The sequence below is a fragment of the Nocardiopsis nanhaiensis genome (assembly GCF_054778635.1).
The window spans coordinates 1-23,782 of record NZ_BAAGZJ010000107.1 but is presented as its reverse complement, the minus strand read 5'-3'; the positions used below and the strand labels follow the sequence as shown (position 1 = coordinate 23,782).

The window sequence follows — 23,782 nt, the reverse complement described above, 5'->3', positions numbered from 1 at the left end:
TCGGCTACGGGACCCACGATCGGCGGATCGGTGGTCCTGGATCGTGTTGGTGGCCTATACCCAGCTGCGTCTGGCCCGGTCTTTGGTGTGCCAGGTCAGGTTGCCCTGGCACCGGCTGGTGGAGCCGCAGCGGATGAGTCCGTCCAGGGTGCGTCGGGGGTTTCGGTACATCCGCGCTGACCTGCCGGAGTGCGTGGATGTACCGAAACCCTGCGGGGCCGGTCCGGGCCGTCCAGCGGGCAGGCCGAACAAGCGTTCAGCTCCCCGGTACGGGGTCCCGAAGAAGGACAAAACGGGCACCACAGGTGACCCTGGAGACAAGCAAGCACGTTAAACGACAAGCTAGCGGGCGCGGCGGCGCATCCGCTCGACGTCCATCAGCACCACGGCCTTGGCCTCGATCCGGAGCCAGCCGCGCAGGGCGAACTCGGCGAGGGCCTTGTTGACCGTCTCACGGGAGGCGCCCACCAGCTGGGCGAGCTCCTCCTGAGTGAGGTCGTGGTGGACGTGCAGGCCGTCCTCGCCCTCCTTGCCGAACTTGTCGGCGAGCTCGAGCAGGGCCTTGGCCACGCGGCCGGGAACGTCGGTGAAGACCAGGTCGGCCATCACGTCGTTGGTGCGGCGCAGGCGCCCGGCCAGCGACTTCAACAGCTGCAGTCCCACCTGCGGGCGGCTGGACAGGAACGGCCGCAGGTCGTCGTGGCCGAGCCCGGCGAGTACGGAGTCGGTGACGGCCACGGCGCTCGCGGTGCGCGGGCGCGGGTCGAACAGCGACAGTTCACCGAACATTTCGCTGGGGCCGAGTACGCCCAGCAGGTTCTCGCGCCCATCGACCGCCGTGCGGGTCAGCTTCACCTTCCCGCTGAGGATCACATACAGGCGGTCGCCCTCGTCACCCTCGTTGAACAGGGTCTGGCCGCGGCCGAGACGCACCTCGTTCACTGAGGAGCGGAGCGCGGCCGTGTCCTCCTCGTCCAGCGCCTCGAACAGAGGGGCCTTCCGGAGCACCTCGTTGATCTCGTCCACACGTCCTCCTAAAACCTGACCGTCAACAGTGTGACGTATATCGCAACCAGGTGTGAAACCAGGTCGTTACCTCGGCTTGCCCGCCGGGAGACAACGTGCCCACAACAGCCGACGTCAGCCCATGCGATCCTAGTCGTCATCGGCTTGTGTGAGGGCTTGTCCGCGCCGTGCGACCGGACATTGGTTACATAATCTCGGTCACCGGCCGAAACGCAGGCGTGTCACTGAGCTGTGACGGACCGGGTGTGCCCCCGCATCCGGACGCCTACCCTGTGACGATGCCTCGTGACACCCCAGACGTGCCCTCGGAGAACACCACGCCCACCGGCGAGAGCCGGCTCGCGCTGGTCCGTCGTGCCCGAAAGACCTATCGGGAGCTCTCCGAGCTGTACCCGGACGCCCACGCCGAACTGAACTTCACCACCCCGCTGGAGCTCCTGGTCGCGACGATCCTGTCCGCTCAGTGCACGGACAAGCGGGTCAACCAGGTCACTCCGGCGCTCTTCGCGCGCTATCCCGACGCAGAGGCCTACGCGTCGGCCGAACGCGAGGAGCTGGAGGAGATGATCCGTTCGACGGGGTTCTTCCGGGCCAAAGCCAACAGCCTGCTGGGGCTTGGGCAGGCCCTGTGCGAAAGGCACGGTGGCGAGGTTCCTGGGAACCTAGCCGACCTGGTCAAACTACCCGGTGTAGGGCGAAAAACCGCAAACGTACTGCTCGGTAACGCCTTCGGTGTGCCCGGTATCACCGTCGACACCCACTTCGGGCGGGTGGTGCGGCGCCTCGGGTGGACCGACGAGGAGGACCCGGTCAAGGTGGAGCACGCGGTCGGCGAACTCTTCCCGCCCAAGGACTGGACGATGCTCTCCCACCGGTTGGTGTGGCACGGCCGCCGGGTCTGCCACGCCCGCAAACCCGCCTGCGGCGCCTGCGGAGTGGCCCGCTGGTGCCCGTCCTTCGGCGAAGGGCCCACGGACCCCGCCAGTGCCGCGAAGCTCCTCCGGATGCGGTCGTTCGCCTGATCCGGCGCCCGTACGTGCCCCCCGGTACCAAGCAGCGGTTTGTACCCTGAACACGTGCGCGCACATCGGTCCCTGGCAGGGCACAGAGGTCAGCGGGCCGGTGCCTGGTACGTCCCCTCAGCAGACGGCCGGTGCGGCGCGCCCGATCACCGGACGACCCGTCGGGCACCCACAGGGTGACCGAACCCCTACCGCCCCCTCGGCATCCCCATCCGTACAGACGTTGGCGCGACAACCCCCGGAACAGGTTCTGCTTATGAACTCGACCCCGCTCTGGCTGTCCGCGCTCGCGGACGATGCCCAGACCATGCCGGTGCCCGAACAGATGCGCCCGCCCGAACGGGGCGGACGCGAGTCGGCGGTGCTCATCCTCTTCGGTGAGACCGACCGGGGGCCCGACCTGCTGCTCATCCAGCGCCGCGACGGGCTGCGCCGCCACTCCGGGCAACCCGCGTTCCCCGGCGGGCGGATCGAGCTCACCGACCCCTCTCCCGAGGCCGCCGCGCTGCGCGAGGCCGAGGAGGAGACCGGGGTCGTCCCCGAGGGGGTCGAGGTGGTCGGCCGCCTCCCCGAGCTCTACCTGAGCTTCAGCGACTTCCGGGTCGCACCCATCCTCGGCTGGTGGCGGGAGCCCACCGAGGTACGGGCCGCCGATACGGGGGAGGTCGCCGCGGTCGCCAGGGTCCCCGTCGCCGACCTCGCATCCCCCGGGAACCGGGTCAAGGTGCGTTACGGGGGAGGGCCGATGTGGGGCCCGGGATTCCGAGTGGAGAACATGCTCGTGTGGGGCTTCACGGGCGCGATCATCGACAACCTGCTCGTTCTCGGCGGTTGGGAACTTCCGTGGCGCAACCGGGGTCTCACTGACGAGTTCGAAGCCACCCCGCAGGGCCTCCGGCCGGTCGGGTAAAGCTCACTTCTTGGAGGGCATCCGTGCTCGACGCGGTTCTGGTCATCCTGTTGCTGCTGTTCGCGGTGACCGGCTACCGGCAGGGATTCATCGTCGGCGTCTTCAGCTTCATAGGGTTCATCGGCGGAGGGGTGATCGCGGCGCTCACCGCGCCGAACCTCATCCAGGACTGGGTGGCCGACCCCGGGCGGCAGGCGCTGCTGGCCATCGCGGTGGTCTTCCTGTCCGCCGCCCTGGGGCAGTTCCTCGCTTCCTACCTGGGCACCCTGGTGCGCAACAAGGTCACGGGGGACTCCGCCCGGGTCGTGGACGCGTTGGGCGGTGCCGTCGTCAGCGGCATCTCGGTGCTCCTGGTCTCCTGGTTCATCGGCAGTACGGTCGCCAACTCGGCGCTGCCGTACGTGTCCAACCAGGTCAAGGAGTCCCGCATCCTCCAGACGGTGGACTCGGTGATGCCCGACGCCGCCCACCAGGGCTTTTCCACCTTCCGGCGGATCGTGGACCAGAGTGCGTTCCCCCAAGTGTTCAGCGGTCTGGGAACGGGCGAGCTGGCCGAGGTCGAGCCGCCCGACCCGGACGTCCTCACCACGCCGGAGCTGATCGAGTCCAGCGACAGCGTGGTCAAGGTCCTGGGCACCGCCCCCGCTTGCCAGCGCAGGGTCGAGGGCACCGGGTTCGCCTACGGGGAGGACCGCATCATGACCAACGCGCACGTGGTCGCCGGGGTCACCGACGACCTGCGCGTGGTGACCCGGGACGGACACCAGCTGGAAGCCACCCTGGTGCTGTTCGACGCCCAGCAGGACCTGGCCGTACTGCACGTACCGGGGATGGACCTGAATCCTCTGGACTTCAACGGGGACGCCGCCCAGGGCGACGACGCCGTGGTGGCGGGCTTCCCGCGCAACAGCGGATTCACGGCCGTTCCGGCGCGGATCCGGGCGGAGCAGACCGCGCAGGGTTCGGACTTCTACCACTCGCAGCAGGTGAGCCGGGAGATCTACCAGGTCCGAGCCGTGGTGCGCCCGGGCAACTCCGGCGGACCGCTACTCGCCCCGGACGGCACCGTGTACGGAGTCGTGTTCGCCGCGGCCACCAACGAGGAAGAGACCGGTTACGTGCTGACCGCGGACGAGGTGGCGGAGAACGCCGAGGAGGGGCTGACAGCTACCGAAGAGGTGTCTGCCCAGGACTGCGACTGACGGGGCCGCACAGGCGGATCTGACGACGATGGGGCGCCTTCCTGTGCGGGAGGCGCCCCATCGCGGCGTTCGGTCAGTTCGAGCTCGGGTTCTGGGTCTGGTCCGCGTGGAGCGGCCAGGTCATCCGTACGACCGTTCCCACGTCGTTGGGTTCGATGCTCACCTCGTCGGCGAGACCGGTGATCACCGCCAGGCCCAAGCCGGGGGAGAACCCCGAGATGCCGCCGGGCGGAGTGTCCTCACCGTCCAGGAAGAGGCCGTCGAGCATGGGTTCGACGTGGTTGGCCGTCTCCTCGGCGTCCTTTGCCGGGGCACGGTCGGAGACGACGACCTCGAAACGTTGCGTCGCGCTCCCGTTGGCGCGCAGTGCTCGGCTCTGGGTGTCGGTGCGGGGGTCCGACACCGGATCAGGTCCGCTGCCGTCGATCAGCTGGAGCAGGATCGGCTGTGTCGGGCAGTGCAGCTTGTGCGCCGCCACCGCCCTGGAACAAGCCTCCCCGACCGCCAGTCTGATCTCATCGATCGCGGAGGCGGCGATACCCGCCCGCCGTGCGACGGTCGCGGCCATGAGCCGGGCCGTGCGCACGTGGGCGGGGAGCGCGCTGATCGTGAGCGTGATGGTTGCCATCGCTCGCTCTGGGCTACTTCGAGGAACGCTTGTCGATGGCTTCCTGCACCGAGCCGTGGATACCGAACACCTTGGTCAGTCCGGTGATCCGGAAGATCTTCAGGATCCGCTCCTGGGTGCAGACCAGGTCAAGGGTCCCATCGTGGGCCCGGACCCGCTTCAGCCCGCCCACAAGCACACCGAGGCCTGTCGAGTCCAGGAACTCCACCTTCTCCATGTTGACCACGAGGTGGAAGTTGCCCTTGTTGACCAGGTCGATCAGCAGCTCGCGGAGCCGGGGCGCGGTATAGACATCGATCTCACCCTCAACGACCACGATCTCGGTGTCGCCCTCGGTGTAATGATCAAGCTTCAAATCCACTAGTCCTCCAGCGCCGAACCGCGAAAATTCGCGAAGTATCTCTGCCGGGCGTTACCCCACCAGCACGCATTCAACCACGGGTGCCGTGAGTGTCTTCCCGTCATGCACAGGAAAACGTCGACCCCGCGGCACTCTTCCCTCGGATGTCACACTGAAACCGATGTTCATCGGTGCCCCAGCCTCGCTCTGAGTGCGGTGTGGTCGTGAACGTGTCCAGTGAGGAGGGGACTCGATGAGGCGGTCGGAGCCCGTGCTCCCCGGTGTGTGGCGTGACGACACCCGGTACCCGCAGGTCACCCACATCGAGCAGGTGGCCCGGAACGCGGGAGAGAGCGGGGACTGGCCGGACTGGACAGCTCCCCACTTGGTCCGACGGCTGGCTGAACGGGGGATCACTGGTCCGTGGTCCCACCAAGCAGCCGCCGCCGATCTCGCTCGCTCGGGCCGTGATGTGATCATAGCCACGGGTACCGCCTCGGGGAAGTCGCTTGCCTTCCTTATGCCCGCGGTGGAGGCGGTTGACTCCGGTGAAACGGTGCTCTACCTCTCCCCGACCAAAGCGCTCGCCCAGGACCAGCTCAGGTGGATTACGGACCTGGGACTTTCGGGCATGCGCGCGGCCGTCTACGACGGGGACACCCGGCCAGAGGAGCGCGCCTGGGTCCGCGAGCACGGCAACTACGTCCTCACCAACCCGGACATGCTGCACCACGGGATCCTTCCCCGGCACGGTGCCTGGTCGAGGTTCCTGCGGCGTCTCCGCTACGTGGTGATCGACGAGGCGCACCGGTACCGGGGGGTCTTCGGGTCGCACGTCGCCCAGATCCTGCGGCGGCTGCGCAGGGTGTGCGCCCGCTACCGGTCGGAGCCGGTGTTCGTCCTGGCATCGGCCACCTCGGGATCCCCGGCGGAGAGCGCCACCCGGCTCACCGGCGTCCCGGTGACCGCGATCAGCGAGGACGGGTCGCCACGGCCGGGGATGTCCGTCGCCCTAGTGGAGCCGGAGCTGACCGACCTGACCGGGGAGAACGGCGCCCCGGTGCGCCGAACCGCGCCCTCCCAGGCAGCCGAGATGCTGGTCGATCTGGTCAGGGACGGTGTGCGCACGCTGGTGTTCGTGCGCTCCCGACAGGGCGCGGAAGTCGTTGCGCTGAACGCACAGAGGTTGTTGACCGAACGCGGCGAGCACCACTTGGCCGACCGCGTGGCCGCCTACCGCGGCGGGTACCTGGCGGACGAGCGTCGGGAGCTGGAGGGGGCGCTGCGCTCGGGTGAGCTCCTCGGGCTGGCCAGCACCAACGCCTTGGAACTGGGCGTGGACATCAGCGGTCTGGACGCTGTGCTCATCGCGGGATGGCCGGGAACGCTGGCCTCGCTGTGGCAGCAGGCGGGCCGTGCGGGGCGGCGCGGCGAGGACGCCTTGGCGGTGTTCATCGCCCGTGACGACCCCCTGGACACCTACTTGGCCCACCACCCCGAGGCCATTTTCGGGCGCCCTGTGGAGGCCACCGTCCTCGACCCGGAAAACCCCCACATCCTTGGGCCGCACCTCTGCGCGGCCGCCCAAGAGCTGGCGATCACGCGCGACGACTTCGCACTCTTCGGTGAGACGACCGAGGAACAGCTCACCCGGCTCGTAGATCGGAAGCTGCTCAGAAAGCGCCCGAGGGGCTGGTTCTGGGTGAGTAATGAACGGGCAAGTGACCTAGCCGATATTCGCGGGGCGGGCGGGCCGCCCGTGCAGATCGTCGACACCGGCAGCGGTCAGCTGCTCGGCGAGATCGACGAGGCTGCCGCGCACGGAACCGTCCACACCGGCGCCGTCTACCTCCACCGGGGTTCCACCTTCCTGGTCGACGAGCTCGACCTGGAGGAAGGGGTGGCCCTGGTGCACGAGGCCGAGCCGCCCTACAGCACGTGGGCCAGGGACACTACGGACATCACCGTGCGCTCGGTGCTGCGCGAGGAGGCCTGGCCCAGCGGTGCCACCGTCTACTTCGGTGAGGTGGAGGTGGTCCGGCAGGTGGTGGGCTTCCTCAAACGGGATGTGCGCACCGGAACGGTCCTTGGTGAGCAGCCATTGGAGATGCCCGAACGCACTCTCCAGACCCGCGCGGTCTGGTGGACGCTTCCGCAGGACGGAGAGAACCGGCTGCGCAAGGAGGACGTGGGCCTGCTCGGCGCGGCCCATGCGGCCGAACACGCGGCGATCGGCCTGCTCCCGCTGTTGGCGACCTGCGACCGCTGGGACATCGGCGGGGTCTCCACCTCCCTGCACGGGGACACCGGAAAGCTGACGGTGTTCGTGTACGACGGCTACGAGGGAGGCGCGGGCTTCGCCGAACGCGGCTACGCGGCGGCCCGGGAATGGCTGGCCGCCACCCGTGCCGCGATCGCCGGGTGCGAGTGCGACCGGGGGTGCCCCTCCTGCATCCAGTCGCCCAAGTGCGGTACCGGCAACGAGCCGCTCAGCAAGCCCGGAGCCCTTCGCCTCTTGGACGAGGTCCTGAGCGGTGGAGGCGAGGTTCTGAGCGGTGGAGAGGCGCCGGGGACTCCGGAGACCGCTGAGCCGAGGACCGCGGCGCCGGAGGTGCAGGAGCCGCCGGGGGACGCTGGTTAGGGGACTGCCGACCGAGGGCGGAGACCGGGGTGCGCATCCCCGTGCAAGTTATCCACAGGCTGGGGGCGGCCGCTTCCCTCCGGAACGGGGACGGCGCAACCTGGAAGGGCCGGGCGGAAGTCGGTCCGCCCGGTCACCCGGGAGGTCCCATGTTCTCTTTCCCGTGCCCGCCCCTGCCCGCCTCCGCCACGGACCGGGGGATGACCACCGCCGAGTACGCGGTGTGCACCGTCGCCGCGGTCGCCCTCGCGGGGGTTCTCTACTACGTCGTCACCAGCGGCACCGTCAGCGACGCCCTCAACACGATCATCGTCGATGCGCTCGAGTCCGGCAGCTGACCGCGGCTCCGCCACGATGGAGGCCGCGATGGTGCTGCCCTCTCTGCTGCTCATGCTGGCGCTCGCGCTCGGCGCGGTCGGTGCTGCTGCCGCGCAGCTCGCCTGCGCCGACGCGGCTCGGACCGGAGCCCGGGCCCTGGCCCGGGGAGAGTCGGCCGAGCAGGCCCGCTCCCTCGCCCTGTCGGCCGCACCGGATACGGGTGCCCGAGTCCGGCTGTCCGAGACCGACGGCATGGCCAGGGTCACGGTCCGCTCGGAAGTGCGGATCGGACCGCTCCGTGCGCCGTCCCTGAGCGTCGAAGGCAGTGCCGCGGTTCCACTGGAGCCGGGGTTGTGAGGGGCGACGACGCCGGCACGGCAACCGTCTGGTGGATATCCCTTTGCCTGGTCCTGTGGTTCCTCGCCTACGCCGTGCTCGCCACGTCCGCGGCCCGCCTGGAGCGGGACCGTGCCGGGGCCGCCGCCGACCTGGCCGCACTGGCGGCGGCCCGCGCCCAACAGGCCGGGGACACCGCCTGCGCTGTGGCCGGGGAGACCGCGGAGGCCAACGGAGCCACCCTCGACTCCTGTGGCCTGCGCGGCCACACCGTCACGGTGACGGTGTCGATCCCTTCGTCAGTCCTGCCACGCGAGGTCGGTGCCGAAGCCCGGGCCGGCCCCGCCCACGAACCCGTCGAGGAGATGGAATGACCGCCCACCCGGTCCTGGCCTGCGCACTCCTGTTCTGCGGCCCAGTGGGACCCGCCACCGGGGCCGATCCCTGTCCGGGAGAGCCCGCCGCCATGGTCGCCGAGGCCCCGGACCCCGGTGTCGGTACGGACCCGGAACCGAGCGTCGGACCGGTGCCCCCCGTGCCCGGGGGGCCTCCTTCCGCCGGATCCCCCGCGCCACCGGGCTCTGGTCCCGGTCCGTCTTCCGAACCGGTCGCCGGTCCAGAGGCACTCTGCGCCGAAGACCCTCGTCCGGTCGAGCCGTCGGCTGAGTCCCCGCCGCCGCCCACTGAGACCCGGCCGGTAGAAGCGCCGTCCGAAGCCAGCCTCATGGACACCCGTCCAGGTGACGAACCCTCCGAGGATGCCGCTGAGGAGTCGGCTGATGAGGTGGACGGGGACTTCGAGGACACGGGCGAGGACCCAGAACCGGCCGCCGGTGCGCGGCCCGTGGAAGACCCGGCAGCGGACGGTTCGCCGGCTCAGGCCTCGGGGACACCACCCGCTGTCCGCCGCTCGGCTCCTGCCGCCCCCTCGAATGAGAGCGGTAGCGGTACGGGGAGCGCCCCGCCCCAGCGGAGCCCCGCCGAGGAGAGTTCGGGCGCCGCTGCCGACGAGACCGTTCAGGTGACGGTGCCGTCCGAAGCGTCGGTGGAGCCCGAAGAGGACGGCGAACCCAACCCGGTCGGGCACTTCGCTTTCGAGGAAACCGTCCCTGTCGGCGCGGTCGGCCGCACCATCGGGGCCGCTTCCACCACCCTGCTGGCCCTCCTGGGGGTCGGTACTCTCGTCCTGCGCCTGATGGTCGGCTGGCCGCGCTTCCCCACCCCCTATCTCGGCCGCCGTCGTTGCCGGACCGAGGACGGTCGCCTCCCCCTCCAGACCGTCCGGTCCGGTGCCTCGAAGGCGGACTGCGCGCCGAACGGCCCCGAACCAGGATGACCTCCACACGTGCAGGTCGGCGGAGTGTCGGGTCGTCAATGACCGAGCGCCGCGGTGAGGAGTTCGGCGGCCATCGGTACCACCCCGATGAGGAGGAAGGCGGGAAGGAAGCACAGACCCAGCGGTGCCACGACCAGCACCCCCAAACGCTCGACCTTGGCGGTGGCCCGTGAACGGAGCTCCCTGCGCAGATCGGCGACGTGCCGGTCGAGCAGGTCGGCCACCGGTGCGCCGGTCTCCGAGGCCCGGGCCAAGTCGCGGCCGACCGCCACCAGGGGATCGGGTAGAGCGGACCGCTGCCATGCCGGTCCGGGGTCGGCCCCCAGGCGCAGCCGTTCGGCGACCATCGCCAGTTCGGTACCGAGACCGCCCCGGGCAGCTCCGGAGACCGAGCTCAGGCAGGCAGGAACCGTAGCGCCCGCCCGGATCCCGGAGGCGATCAACCCGATGAGCACGGGGAGGTCGTCGGTGATCGGCAACCGGCCAGGACGCGTCCGGGCGCGGCGGGCACGCACCCACAGGAGCACACAGCCGCCGACCGCCACCGCGGCGCCCAGGGCCCCGAACACGGACACGAGCACTGCCGCCCCGCAGGCTCCGGCGAAGAGCAGGACCCCGGTGCCCACCCGTCCAGGCGGGACACGTGGCGGCGCTTTCGCCGCCCGCAGCTCTCGGAGCCGTTCCGATCCGGTCAGGACCCACACGCCGGTCACCGCGCACACCACGGAGACCACCTCGAAGAACATCGCGTACACCCCTTCCCCTGTTGCCCGTCCCGGACCAAGGCCGCCCGTCCCGCAATCCACGGCCCTCATCCCCAGCCCGCTGCCCACAGCCCTCCCCGGCCCGTTACCCGCTCCGCCTCAGCCCTCAGGCCACCGCCCCCCGGACCATCCGCAGGGTCCACCAGGCACCCGCCAGATCCAGGAACACACCGCACACCAGGCACGCCAGGCCCAGAGGTGTGGTGAACAGGAAGACCAGCGGCGAACCGCCCAGTCCCGCCGACATCGCCAACCCGACCAGCGGAAGCCCGCTCAGTAGCAGCGCCGTCATGCGCGGACCGGCAGTCTTGGCCGCCACCTCCGCCCTCTGCTCCTCCCGATCTGTCAGGCTGTCGGCCAGCGCGTCCACTACACCGGCCAGTCCCGCACCGGTCTCCGACGCCACCTCCCAGCACACCGCCACATAGGCCAGGGCCCACAGGTCCTCATCGCGTTCGGCGGCACGGCGCAGGGAACCGGGGGTCGACACCCCGACGGCCAGGCGGCCGACTTCCAGAGCCGCCACCCGGAGGGCGAGTTCCGGTGGTTGCCCGGCCCTCAGTTCGGCCGCCATCACCCGGCACAGCACGATGACCGCCCGCCGTCGCTCGGCCGCCTCGTTCCGGCGCGCGATCAGCTCCCGGAACGAGGGCCGGGGCAGCTTCCGTCGCGGCCCCCGCGGGAACCCTGCCGCCAGGCGGTAGCGGCCGGCGGGCGGGAGCGACCACAACAGCGCCGCCGCCAGCAGGCAGCCCGTCAGGAGCGTCACCGCCGCCACTCCTGGCCCAGGCGGGCGACCACCTGCTCGGCCCCCGCGTGCTCGCGATGGCCGCCGTCCGGGGTGAAGGCCACCGCGGGCATCGCCCGAACCAGCCCATCGGGATCACGCTCCAGGACCCGCACTTCGGACAGGCGCCGCCCGCGCCCGTCCCGCACAAGGTGGACGACCATGACCCTGGTGGCCGCGAGCTGACTGTGCACGGCGTGCCGGCCGAGCCCGGCGGCGCAACCCATCGCCTCTACCCTGGCGGGTACGTCCTCGGCCCCGTTGGCGTGCAGAGTTCCTACGCCGCCCTCGTGGCCGGTGTTGAGGGCGCCCAGCAACGACACGATCTCCGGCCCGCGCGCTTCACCGACCACCAGGCGGTCCGGGCGCATCCGCAACCCTTGGCGGACCAGTGCCTCCAGCGGTACCTCCCCACTGCCCTCGATATTGGCTGGGCGGGTCTGGAGGCGCACCACGTGCGGGTGTTCGGGGCGCAGTTCGGGAGAGTCCTCGGCGAGCACGATCCGTTCCCCCGGGTTCACCAGGGACAGCAGGGAGGAGAGCAGGGTGGTCTTGCCGGTTCCGGTGCCCCCGCTGATCAGGAAGGGTGTCCGGCGCACCACCATGGAGCGGAGGAGCTCGGCGCCGACGGGGGTCAGGGTCCCGCATGCGATGAGCTCCCTTAGCCCGAACACCCGCTTGGGCGGCATTCGGAGTGAGACGCAGGCCCCCTCGGGTGCGATCGGTGGAAGTACGGCGTGCAACCGTGTTCCGGTCGGTAGCCGGGCGTCCACGTACGGGGCCGCCGCGTCCAGGCGGCGCCCTGCCTGGAAGGCCAACCGCTGGGCCAGGCGCCGCACTTCGTCCGCCGAGCCGAAGCGCACGTCGTGCACCCGCCGCAGGCCGTCCCCCGAATCCACCCACACCTGGTTGGGGCCGTTGACCAGGACGTCGGTGACGTCCGCGGTGAGGAGGTCCTCCAGCGGTCCGGCTCCGGACAGGTCCGCGGAGAGCCTGCGGGTCATGGCGAGCAGTTCGCTGTCGCCCATGGCCCCGCCCTCCGCGCGGATGGCCGTAGCGACGTTGGCCGGCGTCACCGGTATCCCGGTGGCCACGAACCGGTCGCGGACCCGTTCCAGCATGTCGTTCTCGTCCCGGACCGCGTTCACCGAGCCTCCCCCGCTCGCCGGGTCTTCCCCGCCTCCCCCGTCCTGACGAGGGCATCCACCACGCGGTCGGCGTACCTGGCCAGCGGCGACCGGGGGTGTTTGGCGGGCACGTCGCCCACCCTCAGGACTCGGGAGAGGCCGGGTTCCGGAGGCAGGTCGGCGCCGAGTTCGAGCCCGAGGCTCTTCGCGACAACCTCGGTGGACAGGCCTCCCCGGGCCCCGCGCACCACGATCCGGACCCGGTTGGCCTCCTGTTCGAGCCGTCCGGCCATGCGTGCCGCGGACACCACCGAGTACACGTCGGCGGGGACGACCACGAGAACGACGTCGGAGTGGTTGAGGAAGACGGTGGTCCCGGGGTCGAAGGACCTGGGCAGGTCGGCCACCACCAGGTCTGTGCCCCTGCGCGCCGAGGCCAGAACCGATCGGACCGCTCCGACGGGCAGCGGTCGGCCTTGGTCCGATCCGTTGCTCCGTGCCCAGGTGAGGACGTCTACCCTGCCGACTTTGGGGAGTCCGTCGCTCAGGGCCCGCCACGGCAACCGTCCGCGTTGTCCGAGCAGGTCGTCCCAGCCGGTTCGGGGGTCCGCGGAGGTGTGGTCGCAGCCCAGATAGATGTCGGGGCCGCAGCCGAGGGGGTCGGCGTCGAGCAGGGCCGTGGCCCTCCCGGCCCGCTCCCCCGCGAGGGAGAGTGCGACGGCGAGCACGCTGGCCCCGGCGCCGCCCCTGCCCCCGACGACTGCCACGACGGGTGCCGGGGGACGGTCGGAGACGGAAGCGAACAGGTCGACGAGAGCGGCCTCGTCACGGGGGAGCAGGTAGACCGCCGACCGTTCCGCGCGGTCGCGGGTTCCGGGGGTCTCCGGAGCCCGCACGGCGACGGCTACCCGCGGATGGGGTGGCGGTTCGGTGGCACGTAGGGCGCGGTCCAGGTCTCCGCCGACCACGACCAGCGGGGCGCGCCCCCACGAACGCAGTGCCTGTTCGGGGCCGGGGGCGATGGTGACCTCGGTGGCGGCAGCGGCGGCGAGCCGGAGCAGGTCGTCGAGGAGCGCGGGGTCGGCGGTGGCGATCAGGGGTCGGGGCGAAGCGTCCATCGGACCTCCGGGAAGGGCGGGAACCTGCCCTCATGACCTTCGCCCACCTGCGGCGGCCGCGGAAGCCGCGGATCCGGATCTGTGGATAACTCAGGGAGTACCTCACCCGGCCGGCGGGACACACAAACGGGGGCTGTCGTGTGTCCCGGCCCGGCCGGTGAGGCGGAGCGGAGGGTGTTGGCCGGTCCCCTCAGGGGGAACTGGGGGCCGACCTGTCCCGGCCCTGGGGGGATAGGCCGGGTCCGCTCTCCTGGGAGGGATCATCGGGAGCGGTCGTCGGGACTCGCGTGACCCGTGGGGTCCGCTCATCCGACTTCCGGCGAGGTAACGGCCGCAATTTCGTGCCTGCCGCGCACAATGTCCGCATTGGCGAACGTGCGCATAAAGGCACGCAACCCGGGCTTTAGCCCGACGCGGTCGGCCCTTCGCTCAACTCCGGATCAGACGCTACCACGTGACGCTGCGTATCGGTTCGGGAATCCAGTACGAAAATCTTGGTCAACCACCTTTTCGAAGAAGGGGCCGCGGCGTACAAATAAAGCAGCAGGTGGCTGAGACCCACCCCGACACGGAGGACGGGAACCCACGCACCGCCGACCCCATAGGGCCTGTCCAGGCCTGGTGGAACCGGGTTTCACCAGGTCGGACTAGAGATAGTGGCGCTTGCTAACCCGATCCCCCGAGCCGGAAACGGCGCCCCGGGCAAGTCCCGGGGCGCCGTTCGTTGTGCGCGTGCACATGCACGAAGCAACATGGAAACTTTCGCGGTCGATCAAGCGTGATCGAACTGGTATGAATCCGAGTGATTACTTGTTAGTAGATAAACTAGTTTCGCGAACTCGGGGGTCTTTCCTCGAGAGGTGGACCTCCCTGATCAGCCGCGCTTGAGCGCCTCACAGGTGGCCAGTGAGTCCTGTGCGCCAGCTCGCACCGCGCGGCAGCAGTACACGACCCAGTCCGCGACACCTTCGGGGGTGCCAGCCATGTATCCGCGCAGAGCCGGACCGTACTCGTCCTTCAGTGTCTGGTGGCCGAGTTCGGAGGTGACCAGCGACTTGGGGTCCAGGCCGCGTTCCACCAGGGTCAGCCGCTCGGCGGCGCGGGCGACCAGGCCGTCACCCCACCCGAACGGGCGGATCGCCATCAATTCGCCGTGCACCAGCGAAGAGGTGACCAGGGCGGGCACCTTCGTGCGCGATCCCAGAAGCGCGTACAGGCCCTCCAAACGGGCGGAGGCTGCGGCCGCGGTCGGAGCGGATCCGAGCTCCAACGGGTCCTCGACCCGTTCCCCGTCGAGCCGGGGGCGTCCCAGCGCCTCCTCCGCGACGGCGTCGGCGGCGGCCAGGGTGTGGAGTCGGGCAAGCGCCTGCCGCGGCGCCTTGGGCCAGGTGTCCACGAGCGTGCCCAGTTCACCCCCGATGCGGAGCGCGCCCTTGATTCGGGTGTCGTACACGTGCCCGTCGCGGATCTCGTCCATCGAGACCTCGGCGCCCTCCAGCGCGGCCGACGCACACGCGCCGCGCAGCGAGGACTCCATGGACACGTCACTGCTGCGGCGGCGCAGGATGCGGTGCCCCAGCAGCCGGTCGACGAGGGTCCGTGTTTCGGCGACCGCGTCGCTCACCCCGGGCAGCTCGGCGATCCGGGACAGCGGGTCGGGCATGGAGGCAGAAGTCGATTCGCTCACGGAAAACAACACTACGCGGCGGTAACACCGTGTGCTCCCACCACCCGGACCGGGCACCACGGACCGCTCGTCGCGGCCCGGCGACCGTTCACCGACCGTTCGTCGCGCGCCCGGCCCTCACCGCCGCTGGACCGCGCCCCAGCTGTTCACGCGGCATGGACCGCATGATTAATTGGGTGTTAACCGCCTACGTAAGGAGAATCACAGTGGCCGACAGCACTCCCCAGGGCCAGGAGACACTGTCCAACCTTCTCCATGAGACCCGAGCCTTTCCGCCGCCCGCGGACCTCGCGGCCAACGCCAACGTGAAGGCGGACGCATATGAGACGGCGGCCGAGGACCGTCTCGGTTTCTGGGAGGAGCAGGCCCGGAGGCTCCAGTGGGAGCAGCCCTGGGACACCGTCCTGGACTGGAACCCGCCCTACGCCAAGTGGTTCGTCGGCGGCAAGCTCAACGCCTCCGTCAACTGCGTGGACCGGCACGTCGAGGCCGGCTTGGGCGACCGCGCCGCCATCCAGTGGGAGGGCGAGCCCGGTGACAGCCGCACCATTACCTACGCCGACCTCAAGGACCAGGTGTCCCAGGCGGCCAACGCGCTGACCCAGCTCGGCGTCGGCAAGGGCGACCGTGTCGCCATCTACATGCCCATGATCCCCGAGACTGTCGTGGCCATGCTCGCCTGCGCCCGCATCGGCGCCGTGCACATGGTGGTCTTCGGCGGGTTCTCCGTGGATGCCGTCGGGCAGCGCTTGGACGACAGCCAGGCCAAGATGGTCATCACCGCTGACGGCGGTTACCGGCGCGGAAAGCCCAGCGCTCTCAAGCCCGCCGTCGACGGGGCCGTCGCCGACCGTCCCGCCGTCGAGAACGTCCTCGTCGTCCGCCGTACCGGGCAGGAAGTCGAGTGGAACGAGCGCGACGTGTGGTGGCACGATGTCGTCGACTCCGCCAGCACCGAGCACACCCCCGAGGGCCACGACTCGGAGGACCCGCTGTACATCATGTACACGAGCGGGACCACGGCCAAGCCCAAGGGCATCCTGCACACCACCGGCGGTTACCTCACGCAGGCCTCCTACACCCACTGGGCCGTCTTCGACCTCAAGCCGGAGACCGACGTCTACTGGTGTGCCGCCGACATCGGCTGGGTGACCGGCCACTCCTACATCGTCTACGGGCCGCTCTCCAACGGGGCGACCGTCGTCATGTACGAGGGAACTCCGGACACCCCCCACAAGGGCCGTTTCTGGGAGATCGTCGAGAAGTACAAGGTGACCATCGCCTACATGGCGCCCACGGCGATCCGCACCTTCATGAAGTGGGGTGACGAGATCCCCTCCAAGTACGACCTGTCGAGCCTGCGCGTGATCGGCTCCGTCGGCGAGCCGATCAACCCCGAGGCCTACATGTGGTACCGGGAGAACATCGGCGGCGGCAACGCCCCCGTCGTGGACACCTGGTGGCAGACCGAGACCGGCGCGATCATGGTCAGCCCGCTGCCCGGCGTCACCTCGGGCAAGCCCGGGGCGGCGATGCGCAGCCTGCCGGGCATCGCCGCCGACGTGGTGGACGAGGAGGGCAACTCCGTCCCCGACGGCGACGGCGGTTTCATCGTCATCCGTGAGCCCTGGCCGGCCATGCTCCGCGGTATCTGGGGCGACGACCAGCGCTACAAGGACACCTACTGGTCGCGCTTCGAGGGCCTCTACTTCCCGGGCGACGGTGCGAAGAAGGACGAGGACGGAGACATGTGGCTGCTCGGCCGCGTGGACGACGTCATGCTCGTCTCCGGCCACAACATCTCCACCACAGAGGTGGAGTCGGCACTGGTCTCCCATCCGAACGTCGCGGAGGCGGCGGTCGTCGGGGCCGCGGACAAGGTGACCGGACAGGCGATCGTCGGCTTCGTCATCCTGCGCGGCGGCGAGGAGCAGGTTCCGGAGGAGCTCGTCCAGGAACTGCGCAACCACGTCGGTGCCTCGCTCGGACCCATCGCGAAGCCCGCCCGGATCCTTGCCGTTCCCGAGCTTCCGAAGACCCGTTCCGGCAAGATCATGCGGCGCCTGCTGCGCGACATCGCCGAGAACCGGGCCGTCGGTGACACCTCCACGTTGACCGACTCGTCGATCATGGACGTGATCGCCAAGCAGCTGCCCGACGCCCCCAAAGGTAGCTAGGGCCACTGGCCCCTCTCGGTCTCCGTCCGGCTGAGAACGCGCGGTGCCCCGTCCCTTTGCTTCCGAAGGGACGGGGCACCGGCGCGACTCACCCGTGTGACGAAAGCGAAGCCCACCGTTTTGCGTGCCGTGAGAGACATGGGTACTGGCGCATGTGCGAGGATGCGGAGGATCATCCGCGTGTACGGACCGAGAGAAGGGAACCCCCACGATGGCGGACAAGCCGGGTGCCGACCAACCTGGCGCTGACAGCGACCGTTCCATCGGTGAACTGGTCACCGACGCCACCGACAACGTCTCCCGCATCGTGCGGCTGGAGCTCAAGCTCGCCAAACTCGAGGCCAAGGCGGACGCCACCCGGATCGGGAAGAGCGTCGGAGAGTTCGGGGCCGCCGGTGTGCTGCTCCACCTTGTGGCGATCCTGTTCTCGATCACCGCGGGTTTCTTCTGCGCCGAGGTGTTCGGTTGGGCGTACTGGCTCTCCTTCCTCGCTGTCACGGGCTTCTACCTGCTGATCGCCGCGATCTTCGTGTTGGTCGCCGTGATCAACCTGCGCCGCCGTGAGGGCCTGGCCCGCACTGCGGTCACGACCTCCCGACTGATGGGTATCCTGCGCGGCGAGATCCGTCCGCCGAACGGCCAGGAGGTCGACTCCAGGGACGAGACACCCGCGCCCGCCGCCCGATAGCCGCGGCGGTGCTGGACGACTCGGCGGCCTACGTCGAAGGTCCTTGGACCCACAGGACGGTCAGCGCGGCCGGTGCCCGGTTCCACGTGGCCGAGGTCGGCGAAGGCCCCCTTGTTCTGTTCCTGCACGGGTTTCCCCAGTTCTGGTGGGCTTGGCGCGCACAGCTGACCGGTCTGGCCGAGGCCGGTTACCGTGCCGTCGCGGTCGATCTGCGCGGTTACGGGGCCAGTGACAAGACGCCGCGCGGCTACGACCTGGTGGGGCTTTCCCAGGACATGGCGGGCCTGGTCCGTGCGCTCGGAGCGGCGGACGCCGTCGTGGTGGGCCACGGTGTCGGCGGACTCGTCGGCTGGACGATGACCGCCTACCACCCGAGTGAGGTGCGCGCCCTGGCCGCGGTGTCCGCGCCCCACCCCCGGCGCGCGGCACGGGTGCTGTTCTCCGCCGGGCCGGGCGCTCTCCACATGCTCCGGGCCCAGCTACCGGTCCTTCCCGAACACCGGCTCCTCGCCGACGGCTGTATCCGCGTGGGTGAGCTCCTCGACGCGTGGTCCGGCCCCGGCTGGCCGGACCGGGAGACGGAGGAGCAGTACCGGCGGGCGTTCGCCATTCCGAAGGTCTCCCACTGTTCTTTGGAGTACCACCGCTGGATCTTCCGGTCGCGTTGGCGTGCGGACGGACTCAGGTACAGCATGCGTATGCGGACGCCGGTCCGGATACCCGTCCTCCAGCTGCACGGTTCCCTCGACCCCGTGTGCCCGCCCGACACCGCGCGGTCCTCCGGTCGGCTGGTCTCGGGGCCATACCGATGGGAACGGGTGCCTGGGGCGGGACACTTCCCGCACGAGGAGCGTCCTCGCGAGGTCGAGCGGGCTCTCATAGAGTGGTTGCGGGAGATCGACGGCGAGCGGCGGTGAGGGACTGATGACCAAGGGATCCGGAACCCGGGCGGACGGGGTGCGCGACCGCAACGAGACCGGTCAGGCACAGAACCAGCGCCCCCGTGACCGCTACGGCCGCCCCATGCCGCACGGCAGTGTCGGTGAGGTCGAGCGGGTTCCCGACGACGCGGAGTTCACCGTGGAGGAGGGACTCGCCGAAGCCCAGCGGTTGTTGGACGGGGGTTACGCCTTCACCGCCCACGAGGTCCTGGAGGCCGTCTGGAAGTCCTCTCCTGAGGCGGAGCGGGAAATGTGGCGCGGACTCGCCCAGACCGCGGTCGGCGTCACCCACGCCCAGCGCGGCAACAGGCTCGGTGCTGCCCGTCTGCTGCGGCGCGGCGCGGACCAGGTGGAACCCTTCGGCCCGGATGCCCCGCACGGTATCGCCGTTGCTGGCGTGGCGGGGTTCGCCCGGGCGCTGGCCGACGACCTCGACTCGGGCCGGGCGACGTCCGGTGACGGGATCGACCCCTCGGGGATGCGGTTGCGCGGAGCATAGTTTCGCCCGGTCCGAAACCTCTCGAGGCGAGGGAGGACCGCGTATCCCGGCCGAGCATCCCTGCGTGTCCCCTGAGCGCTCCGGATTTCCGTGCACCCCTGAGAAGGTAGGGACTCCTGTGCCTGGTGGTGCCTATGGGGCAAATTTCCTTTTTGTGATTCTATATACGCTTTAGCGTTAACAATGAATTAACGCATTATTCGAGAAGAAATATGCTATGCAAGCCTAATAAGGCTATATATCCGATTCTCAAGATCACCGAGAGATCACATCTTTAACCCCTCTTGGGTAAAAGCCGAACCGGCTCTCTTTCTTGTTCCGTGCCGTGCGTAGAATCCCCGGATCGCCACTCGTGCTCAAGGAACGCGGGCGGCGTGCACCACACAGAAAGGTGGCACCGCTTCGACCCCGACAAGCGTGCCGTCGAGCCAGTTCAGGATCCCTTCGGACGGCGGTACGTCCACGGCGGTGCGCGGCACCGGAGCCTATGAGGCAGCCGTTCCGCACGCCTTCGGTGACGGGGCCGAAAAGGACGTGCCCGTCTCAAGGAGGACGGATTGTCTGGGCTCAACCTCGCCGCTGAGAGCGGTATGGCCCTAGCACTGGAGGGCCGGGATTTCACACTGGTCATCATCGTGATGGTGGTCGCGCTACTCGCGCTCGCCGTCGCGGGGATGCTGGTCCGTGAGGTCCTCTCCGCCGGTCAAGGGACCGAGCGAATGCGCAACATCGCGGTCGCGGTCCAAGAAGGAGCCGCGGCCTATCTGACACGGCAGTTCCGAACCCTCGCGGTCTTCGTCGTAGCCATCCCCCTTCTACTGCTCCTGCTACCCGCCGACTCTTGGGCCATCGCCATCGGTCGGTCGGTCTTCTTCGCCCTGGGCGCCCTGCTTTCGGCGGCCACCGGCTTCATCGGGATGTGGCTGGCCGTGCGCGGCAACGTCCGCGTCGCCGCAGCCGCACGCGGCGGCGGGGAGAGCGACAACCGCAGCGCCATGCGCATCGCCTTCCGCACCGGTGGTGTCGCGGGCATGATCACCGTCGGCCTCGGCCTGTTCGGCGCGGCGCTCGTCGTCGTTCTCTACCGGGGCGACGCACCCATCGTGCTCGAGGGCTTCGGCTTCGGTGCCGCCCTCCTCGCGATGTTCATGCGTGTCGGCGGCGGCATCTTCACCAAGGCGGCGGATGTCGGCGCGGACCTCGTCGGCAAGGTCGAACAGGGGATTCCGGAGGACGACCCGCGCAACGCCGCCACCATCGCCGACAACGTGGGCGACAACGTGGGTGACTGTGCCGGTATGGCAGCGGACCTCTTCGAGTCCTATGCCGTGGTGCTCGTCGCCTCGCTCATCCTCGGCCGCGTCGCGTTCGGTACCGAAGGCCTCGTCTTCCCGCTGCTGGTCCCGATGATCGGTGTCATCACCGCCATCATCGGCATCTTCATCGTGGCGCCCAGGGCCAAGGACCGGACCGCGATGTCCGCGATCAACCGCGGCTTCTTCATCTCCGCCGGAATCTCCGCCCTCCTGGTCACCGCGACCGCCTTCTGGTACCTGCCCAGCAACCTTGAGGAGATGTCCGGGGTCAGCGACTCCGTCCTCGAGGAGGTCGCCGCGGCGGGGACCAACCCCGACCCGAGGTTCATCGCCGTCGCCGCGGTCCTCATCGGTCTGGTGCTCGCCGCCGCCATCCAGCTGCTCACCGGCTACTTCACCGAAACCGACAAGCGTCCGGTCAGGGACATCGGCAACAGCTCGGAGACCGGTGCGGCGACCGTCATCCTGTCCGGTATCTCCGTGGGCCTCGAATCGGCGGTGTACTCGGCACTCGTCATCGCCGGTGCCGTATACGCCGCTTTCCTGCTCGGCGGAGGGTCCATCACCCTCAGCCTGTTCGCCGTCGCGCTCGCAGGTACCGGCCTCCTCACCACCGTGGGCATCATCGTCGCGATGGACACCTTCGGTCCGGTCGCCGACAACGCGCAGGGCATCGCGGAGATGTCCGGCGACGTCGAGGGCAAGGGCGCCGATATCCTCACCGGGCTCGACGCGGTGGGTAACACCACGAAGGCGATCACCAAGGGCATCGCGATCGCTACGGCGGTACTGGCGGCCACCGCGCTCTTCGGTGCCTTCCGCACATCGGTCCAGGAACAGCTCAGCCTCGCGGGGATGGACGCCGATGCCTTCTCCCTCTCCCTGGACCAACCCGACGTCCTGGTGGGGGTCATCATCGGCGCCTGCGTCGTCTTCTTCTTCTCCGGGCTGGCGATCATGGCGGTGGGCCGTGCCGCCGGCCGGGTGGTCATGGAAGTGCGCAACCAGTTCCGTACCCGCCCCGGGATCATGGACGGCTCCGAGAAGCCGGAGTACGCGCGGGTGGTCGACATCTGCACCAAGGACTCGCTCCGTGAGCTGGTCACTCCCGGCCTCCTCGCCGTCCTGGCCCCGATCGCCGTCGGTTTCGCACTCGGGTACGCACCGCTCGGCGCCTTCCTCGGCGGCGCCATCGCCGCCGGTGTGCTCATGGCGGTGTTCCTGTCCAACTCCGGTGGTGCGTGGGACAACGCCAAGAAGCTCGTGGAGGACGGCCACCACGGCGGCAAGGGTTCCGCGGCCCACGAGGCCACAGTGATCGGCGACACGGTCGGAGACCCCTTCAAGGACACCGCGGGGCCGGCCATCAACCCGCTGCTCAAGGTGATGAACCTCGTCGCCCTGATCGTCGCGCCGAGCGTGGTGATCTACGCGGACAACATCGCGCTGCGGGTCGGAGTCACCGTGGTCACGGTCGGTGTGCTCGTCGGTGCGGTCCTATGGTCGAAGAACCGCGGGGCCGGAGACGAGACCGACCTCGCCGAGCTCAGTGGCGAGCAGACACCGAAGGACGCCCCCGAGGCCGGTGACGGTGGCGCAGTCACCGGTGGCGGGGAGCACTCCGGAGACGGTGGATCCGACACCGAAAAGGACCCGGACAACAAGGACGGGGACCGGAAGGAGGAGGCCCGCGCCGGAGATGCCGGTAAGGGCTGACCCTTCGTCGCCACCCCAGGCGCGGCCGCTCGGAACCCCCGAGCGGCCGCGCCGCGTTCTGGGTTGTGTGGGGGCGCCGTCCCCACTGGTGCGGGCGCACCTAACCTGAACAGGCGGTATCGTGCCGGGCCGCGGTCGCTCCGGAGGAGCGTCAACCGACCGGCAGGACAAGTGGTCAAGGGCCGAATGGGTGGTGCAGCGGTGTCGGGGATTAAGGGACTGGCCATCGTCGTGGGGGCCATGGTGGGTTTCATCGCCCTCCTGGCCGTGGTTGCGACGGTGTTGTCGCCGTGAGCCGAACACTGCTGCTGATGCGCCACGCCAAGGCGGAGAACGGATACGGCGTTGCCGACTACGACCGGAAGCTGACCGACAAGGGGAGGGGCCAGGCGGAACAGGTCGGCCGGCTGCTCGCCGAGCGGGGGTACGAACCGGACCACGTCCTCTGCTCCGCCGCGAAACGCACCCGGGAGACCCTTGACGGCGTACTGGCAGTCATGAACATCGGCCCCGAGGTCGACTACACGGACGCCGCCTACCTTGCCGGCCCGGACTCGCTCCTGGAACTGGTCAACTACGTGGACGCCGACGCGCGAACCGTCCTGGTGGTCGGACACAATCCGGCAGTGGCCCAGGTGGCCGCGTCCTTCGTGGGAAGCGAGGCCCTCGTGGCCTACTCTCCGGCGACCGTGGCCGCCGTCGAACTCGACGTGGAGTGGTTGTACGCCGCCCCCGGAACCGGCATGGGAAGCATCCTCAACTGAGGCGCTCGCCTGAATGGCCTCCTGACCGCACACTGGAGGGCCCGACCAGGGACTCGATCGAGGGTTCTGCGATGTGACCCAGGACACGCCAAGAAGCGTTTGCGTGGTTGGGGGCCGAAGGGTAATGTTCTCCGAGTCGCCTCCAACCGGCCCAAGGTCGCGAGGGGGAACGCGAGCTTCTTGATCGAAACGAGCACGGACTCTTCCGTGGGCGTGATCGGATCTTTCGAATCAGACACACTCTTTCTCCACTGAGCCGAGATGGTTCGGGCACTGCCCGGAGCATGTAAGCTCGGGGAGTTGCTTCAGACACCGGGCGGAAACGCAGGGCGAAAGAAGCGAAACGGGCTTTACCCCGATCTTGGGTTTAGTGGAAACACTGCCGAAACCGCCGATTTGGCGGGGTGCGGAACACCTGATAAAGTAAAGAACACAAAGA

General features: G+C 69.4%; 22 protein-coding genes. 14 read left to right on the top strand and 8 right to left on the bottom strand.

The genetic code is table 11. The features are described 5' to 3' along the window. Positions 1-342 precede the first annotated feature (342 nt). Positions 343-1,026, bottom strand: a complete 684-nt coding sequence (locus ACYVD1_RS31525) for a Crp/Fnr family transcriptional regulator (RefSeq protein WP_460747448.1) — start codon at positions 1,024-1,026, stop codon at positions 343-345. A gap of 278 nt (positions 1,027-1,304) precedes the next feature. Here ACYVD1_RS31525 and nth point away from each other — a divergent pair, with 278 nt between their 5' ends. From nth to ACYVD1_RS31510, 3 genes are all read left to right on the top strand, one after another. Beyond that, a complete protein-coding gene (nth, locus tag ACYVD1_RS31520; RefSeq protein ID WP_460778131.1) occupies positions 1,305-2,048 on the top strand; it encodes an endonuclease III in 744 nt (247 codons plus the stop codon). Between the two features lie 256 nt (positions 2,049-2,304). After that, positions 2,305-2,958, top strand: a complete 654-nt coding sequence (locus tag ACYVD1_RS31515; protein WP_460778130.1) for an NUDIX domain-containing protein — start codon at positions 2,305-2,307, stop codon at positions 2,956-2,958. A 23-nt stretch (positions 2,959-2,981) separates the two neighbouring features. After that, the gene (locus ACYVD1_RS31510; RefSeq protein ID WP_460778129.1) at positions 2,982-4,160 is read left to right on the top strand and encodes a MarP family serine protease; all 1,179 of its coding nucleotides are present in this window, start codon (positions 2,982-2,984) and stop codon (positions 4,158-4,160) included. Positions 4,161-4,233: 73 nt separating this feature from the next. Here the strand turns inward: ACYVD1_RS31510 and ACYVD1_RS31505 are convergent, their stop codons facing one another. Both ACYVD1_RS31505 and ACYVD1_RS31500 read right to left on the bottom strand, forming a co-directional pair. Further along, on the bottom strand, positions 4,234-4,788 hold the full coding sequence (locus ACYVD1_RS31505) for an ATP-binding protein (RefSeq protein WP_460778128.1): 555 nt from the start codon (positions 4,786-4,788) through the stop codon (positions 4,234-4,236). A 13-nt stretch (positions 4,789-4,801) separates the two neighbouring features. Continuing rightward, on the bottom strand, positions 4,802-5,149 hold the full coding sequence (locus tag ACYVD1_RS31500) for an STAS domain-containing protein (RefSeq protein WP_026117083.1): 348 nt from the start codon (positions 5,147-5,149) through the stop codon (positions 4,802-4,804). A gap of 232 nt (positions 5,150-5,381) precedes the next feature. Here ACYVD1_RS31500 and ACYVD1_RS31495 point away from each other — a divergent pair, with 232 nt between their 5' ends. The 5 genes from ACYVD1_RS31495 to ACYVD1_RS31475 all read left to right on the top strand — a co-directional run bounded on the left by ACYVD1_RS31495 (position 5,382) and on the right by ACYVD1_RS31475 (position 9,759). After that, positions 5,382-7,769: a DEAD/DEAH box helicase gene (locus ACYVD1_RS31495; protein WP_460778127.1), complete on the top strand. Its 2,388-nt coding sequence runs from the start codon at positions 5,382-5,384 to the stop codon at positions 7,767-7,769. A gap of 149 nt (positions 7,770-7,918) precedes the next feature. Further along, on the top strand, positions 7,919-8,107 hold the full coding sequence (locus tag ACYVD1_RS31490; protein ID WP_460747441.1) for a DUF4244 domain-containing protein: 189 nt from the start codon (positions 7,919-7,921) through the stop codon (positions 8,105-8,107). Then, positions 8,085-8,444 carry a TadE family type IV pilus minor pilin gene (locus ACYVD1_RS31485; RefSeq protein ID WP_460778126.1) on the top strand — a complete coding sequence of 120 codons (360 nt, stop codon included), beginning with the start codon at positions 8,085-8,087 and terminating at the stop codon, positions 8,442-8,444. Before ACYVD1_RS31490 ends, ACYVD1_RS31485 begins: the two co-directional genes overlap by 23 nt. Further along, on the top strand, positions 8,441-8,797 hold the full coding sequence (locus ACYVD1_RS31480; protein WP_460778125.1) for an Rv3654c family TadE-like protein: 357 nt from the start codon (positions 8,441-8,443) through the stop codon (positions 8,795-8,797). The genes ACYVD1_RS31485 and ACYVD1_RS31480 overlap by 4 nt, the downstream gene beginning before the upstream one ends. Before the next feature lie 350 nt (positions 8,798-9,147). Further along, the gene (locus ACYVD1_RS31475) at positions 9,148-9,759 is read left to right on the top strand and encodes a hypothetical protein (protein WP_460778124.1); all 612 of its coding nucleotides are present in this window, start codon (positions 9,148-9,150) and stop codon (positions 9,757-9,759) included. 35 nt (positions 9,760-9,794) lie between these two features. On the opposite strand, the gene ACYVD1_RS31470 is transcribed toward ACYVD1_RS31475, so the two are convergent. The 5 genes from ACYVD1_RS31470 to ACYVD1_RS31450 form a co-directional block, all read right to left on the bottom strand. Next, positions 9,795-10,505, bottom strand: coding sequence for a type II secretion system F family protein (locus ACYVD1_RS31470; protein WP_460778123.1), 711 nt, complete (start codon positions 10,503-10,505; stop codon positions 9,795-9,797). A 124-nt stretch (positions 10,506-10,629) separates the two neighbouring features. Further along, positions 10,630-11,301, bottom strand: a complete 672-nt coding sequence (locus ACYVD1_RS31465; RefSeq protein WP_460778122.1) for a type II secretion system F family protein — start codon at positions 11,299-11,301, stop codon at positions 10,630-10,632. After that, positions 11,289-12,431, bottom strand: a complete 1,143-nt coding sequence (locus ACYVD1_RS31460; RefSeq protein WP_460778133.1) for a TadA family conjugal transfer-associated ATPase — start codon at positions 12,429-12,431, stop codon at positions 11,289-11,291. Before ACYVD1_RS31460 ends, ACYVD1_RS31465 begins: the two co-directional genes overlap by 13 nt. 23 nt (positions 12,432-12,454) lie before the next feature. Then, positions 12,455-13,555 carry a septum site-determining protein Ssd gene (gene ssd, locus ACYVD1_RS31455; RefSeq protein WP_460778121.1) on the bottom strand — a complete coding sequence of 367 codons (1,101 nt, stop codon included), beginning with the start codon at positions 13,553-13,555 and terminating at the stop codon, positions 12,455-12,457. An 874-nt stretch (positions 13,556-14,429) separates the two neighbouring features. Continuing rightward, a complete protein-coding gene (locus ACYVD1_RS31450; protein WP_460747610.1) occupies positions 14,430-15,218 on the bottom strand; it encodes a Fic family protein in 789 nt (262 codons plus the stop codon). Between the two features lie 230 nt (positions 15,219-15,448). On the opposite strand from ACYVD1_RS31450, the gene acs reads away from it, so the two are divergent. From acs to ACYVD1_RS31420, 6 genes are all read left to right on the top strand, one after another. Further along, positions 15,449-17,419, top strand: a complete 1,971-nt coding sequence (gene acs / locus ACYVD1_RS31445; protein WP_460778120.1) for an acetate--CoA ligase — start codon at positions 15,449-15,451, stop codon at positions 17,417-17,419. Positions 17,420-17,630: 211 nt separating this feature from the next. Next, positions 17,631-18,107, top strand: a complete 477-nt coding sequence (locus ACYVD1_RS31440) for a phage holin family protein (protein WP_460778119.1) — start codon at positions 17,631-17,633, stop codon at positions 18,105-18,107. An 8-nt stretch (positions 18,108-18,115) separates the two neighbouring features. Then, positions 18,116-19,024 carry an alpha/beta fold hydrolase gene (locus ACYVD1_RS31435; protein ID WP_460778118.1) on the top strand — a complete coding sequence of 303 codons (909 nt, stop codon included), beginning with the start codon at positions 18,116-18,118 and terminating at the stop codon, positions 19,022-19,024. 7 nt (positions 19,025-19,031) lie between these two features. Then, entirely contained in the window at positions 19,032-19,547 is a 516-nt protein-coding gene (locus ACYVD1_RS31430) for a DUF309 domain-containing protein (protein WP_460778117.1), read from the top strand. A gap of 590 nt (positions 19,548-20,137) precedes the next feature. Further along, positions 20,138-22,579 (top strand): sodium-translocating pyrophosphatase, encoded by a 2,442-nt coding sequence (locus ACYVD1_RS31425; RefSeq protein ID WP_460778132.1) that lies wholly within the window; start codon positions 20,138-20,140, stop codon positions 22,577-22,579. A gap of 290 nt (positions 22,580-22,869) precedes the next feature. Continuing rightward, positions 22,870-23,343: a SixA phosphatase family protein gene (locus tag ACYVD1_RS31420; RefSeq protein WP_460778116.1), complete on the top strand. Its 474-nt coding sequence runs from the start codon at positions 22,870-22,872 to the stop codon at positions 23,341-23,343. Positions 23,344-23,782: the final 439 nt, after the last annotated feature.

Excerpts from the sequence above, each read along its gene's own strand:
- ACYVD1_RS31505 (WP_460778128.1), bottom strand. The coding sequence starts at position 4,788 with ATGGCAACCATCACGCTCACGATCAGCGCGCTCCCCGCCCACGTGCGC.
- ACYVD1_RS31485 (WP_460778126.1), top strand. The coding sequence starts at position 8,085 with ATGCGCTCGAGTCCGGCAGCTGACCGCGGCTCCGCCACGATGGAGGCC.
- ACYVD1_RS31490 (WP_460747441.1), top strand. The coding sequence starts at position 7,919 with ATGTTCTCTTTCCCGTGCCCGCCCCTGCCCGCCTCCGCCACGGACCGG.
- ACYVD1_RS31440 (WP_460778119.1), top strand. The coding sequence starts at position 17,631 with ATGGCGGACAAGCCGGGTGCCGACCAACCTGGCGCTGACAGCGACCGT.
- ACYVD1_RS31450 (WP_460747610.1), bottom strand. The coding sequence starts at position 15,218 with ATGCCCGACCCGCTGTCCCGGATCGCCGAGCTGCCCGGGGTGAGCGAC.
- ACYVD1_RS31495 (WP_460778127.1), top strand. The coding sequence starts at position 5,382 with ATGAGGCGGTCGGAGCCCGTGCTCCCCGGTGTGTGGCGTGACGACACC.
- ACYVD1_RS31475 (WP_460778124.1), top strand. The coding sequence starts at position 9,148 with ATGGACACCCGTCCAGGTGACGAACCCTCCGAGGATGCCGCTGAGGAG.
- ACYVD1_RS31515 (WP_460778130.1), top strand. The coding sequence starts at position 2,305 with ATGAACTCGACCCCGCTCTGGCTGTCCGCGCTCGCGGACGATGCCCAG.
- ACYVD1_RS31425 (WP_460778132.1), top strand. The coding sequence starts at position 20,138 with ATGGCCCTAGCACTGGAGGGCCGGGATTTCACACTGGTCATCATCGTG.
- ACYVD1_RS31430 (WP_460778117.1), top strand. The coding sequence starts at position 19,032 with ATGACCAAGGGATCCGGAACCCGGGCGGACGGGGTGCGCGACCGCAAC.
- ssd (WP_460778121.1), bottom strand. The coding sequence starts at position 13,555 with ATGGACGCTTCGCCCCGACCCCTGATCGCCACCGCCGACCCCGCGCTC.
- ACYVD1_RS31460 (WP_460778133.1), bottom strand. The coding sequence starts at position 12,431 with ATGCTGGAACGGGTCCGCGACCGGTTCGTGGCCACCGGGATACCGGTG.
- nth (WP_460778131.1), top strand. The coding sequence starts at position 1,305 with ATGCCTCGTGACACCCCAGACGTGCCCTCGGAGAACACCACGCCCACC.
- ACYVD1_RS31470 (WP_460778123.1), bottom strand. The coding sequence starts at position 10,505 with ATGTTCTTCGAGGTGGTCTCCGTGGTGTGCGCGGTGACCGGCGTGTGG.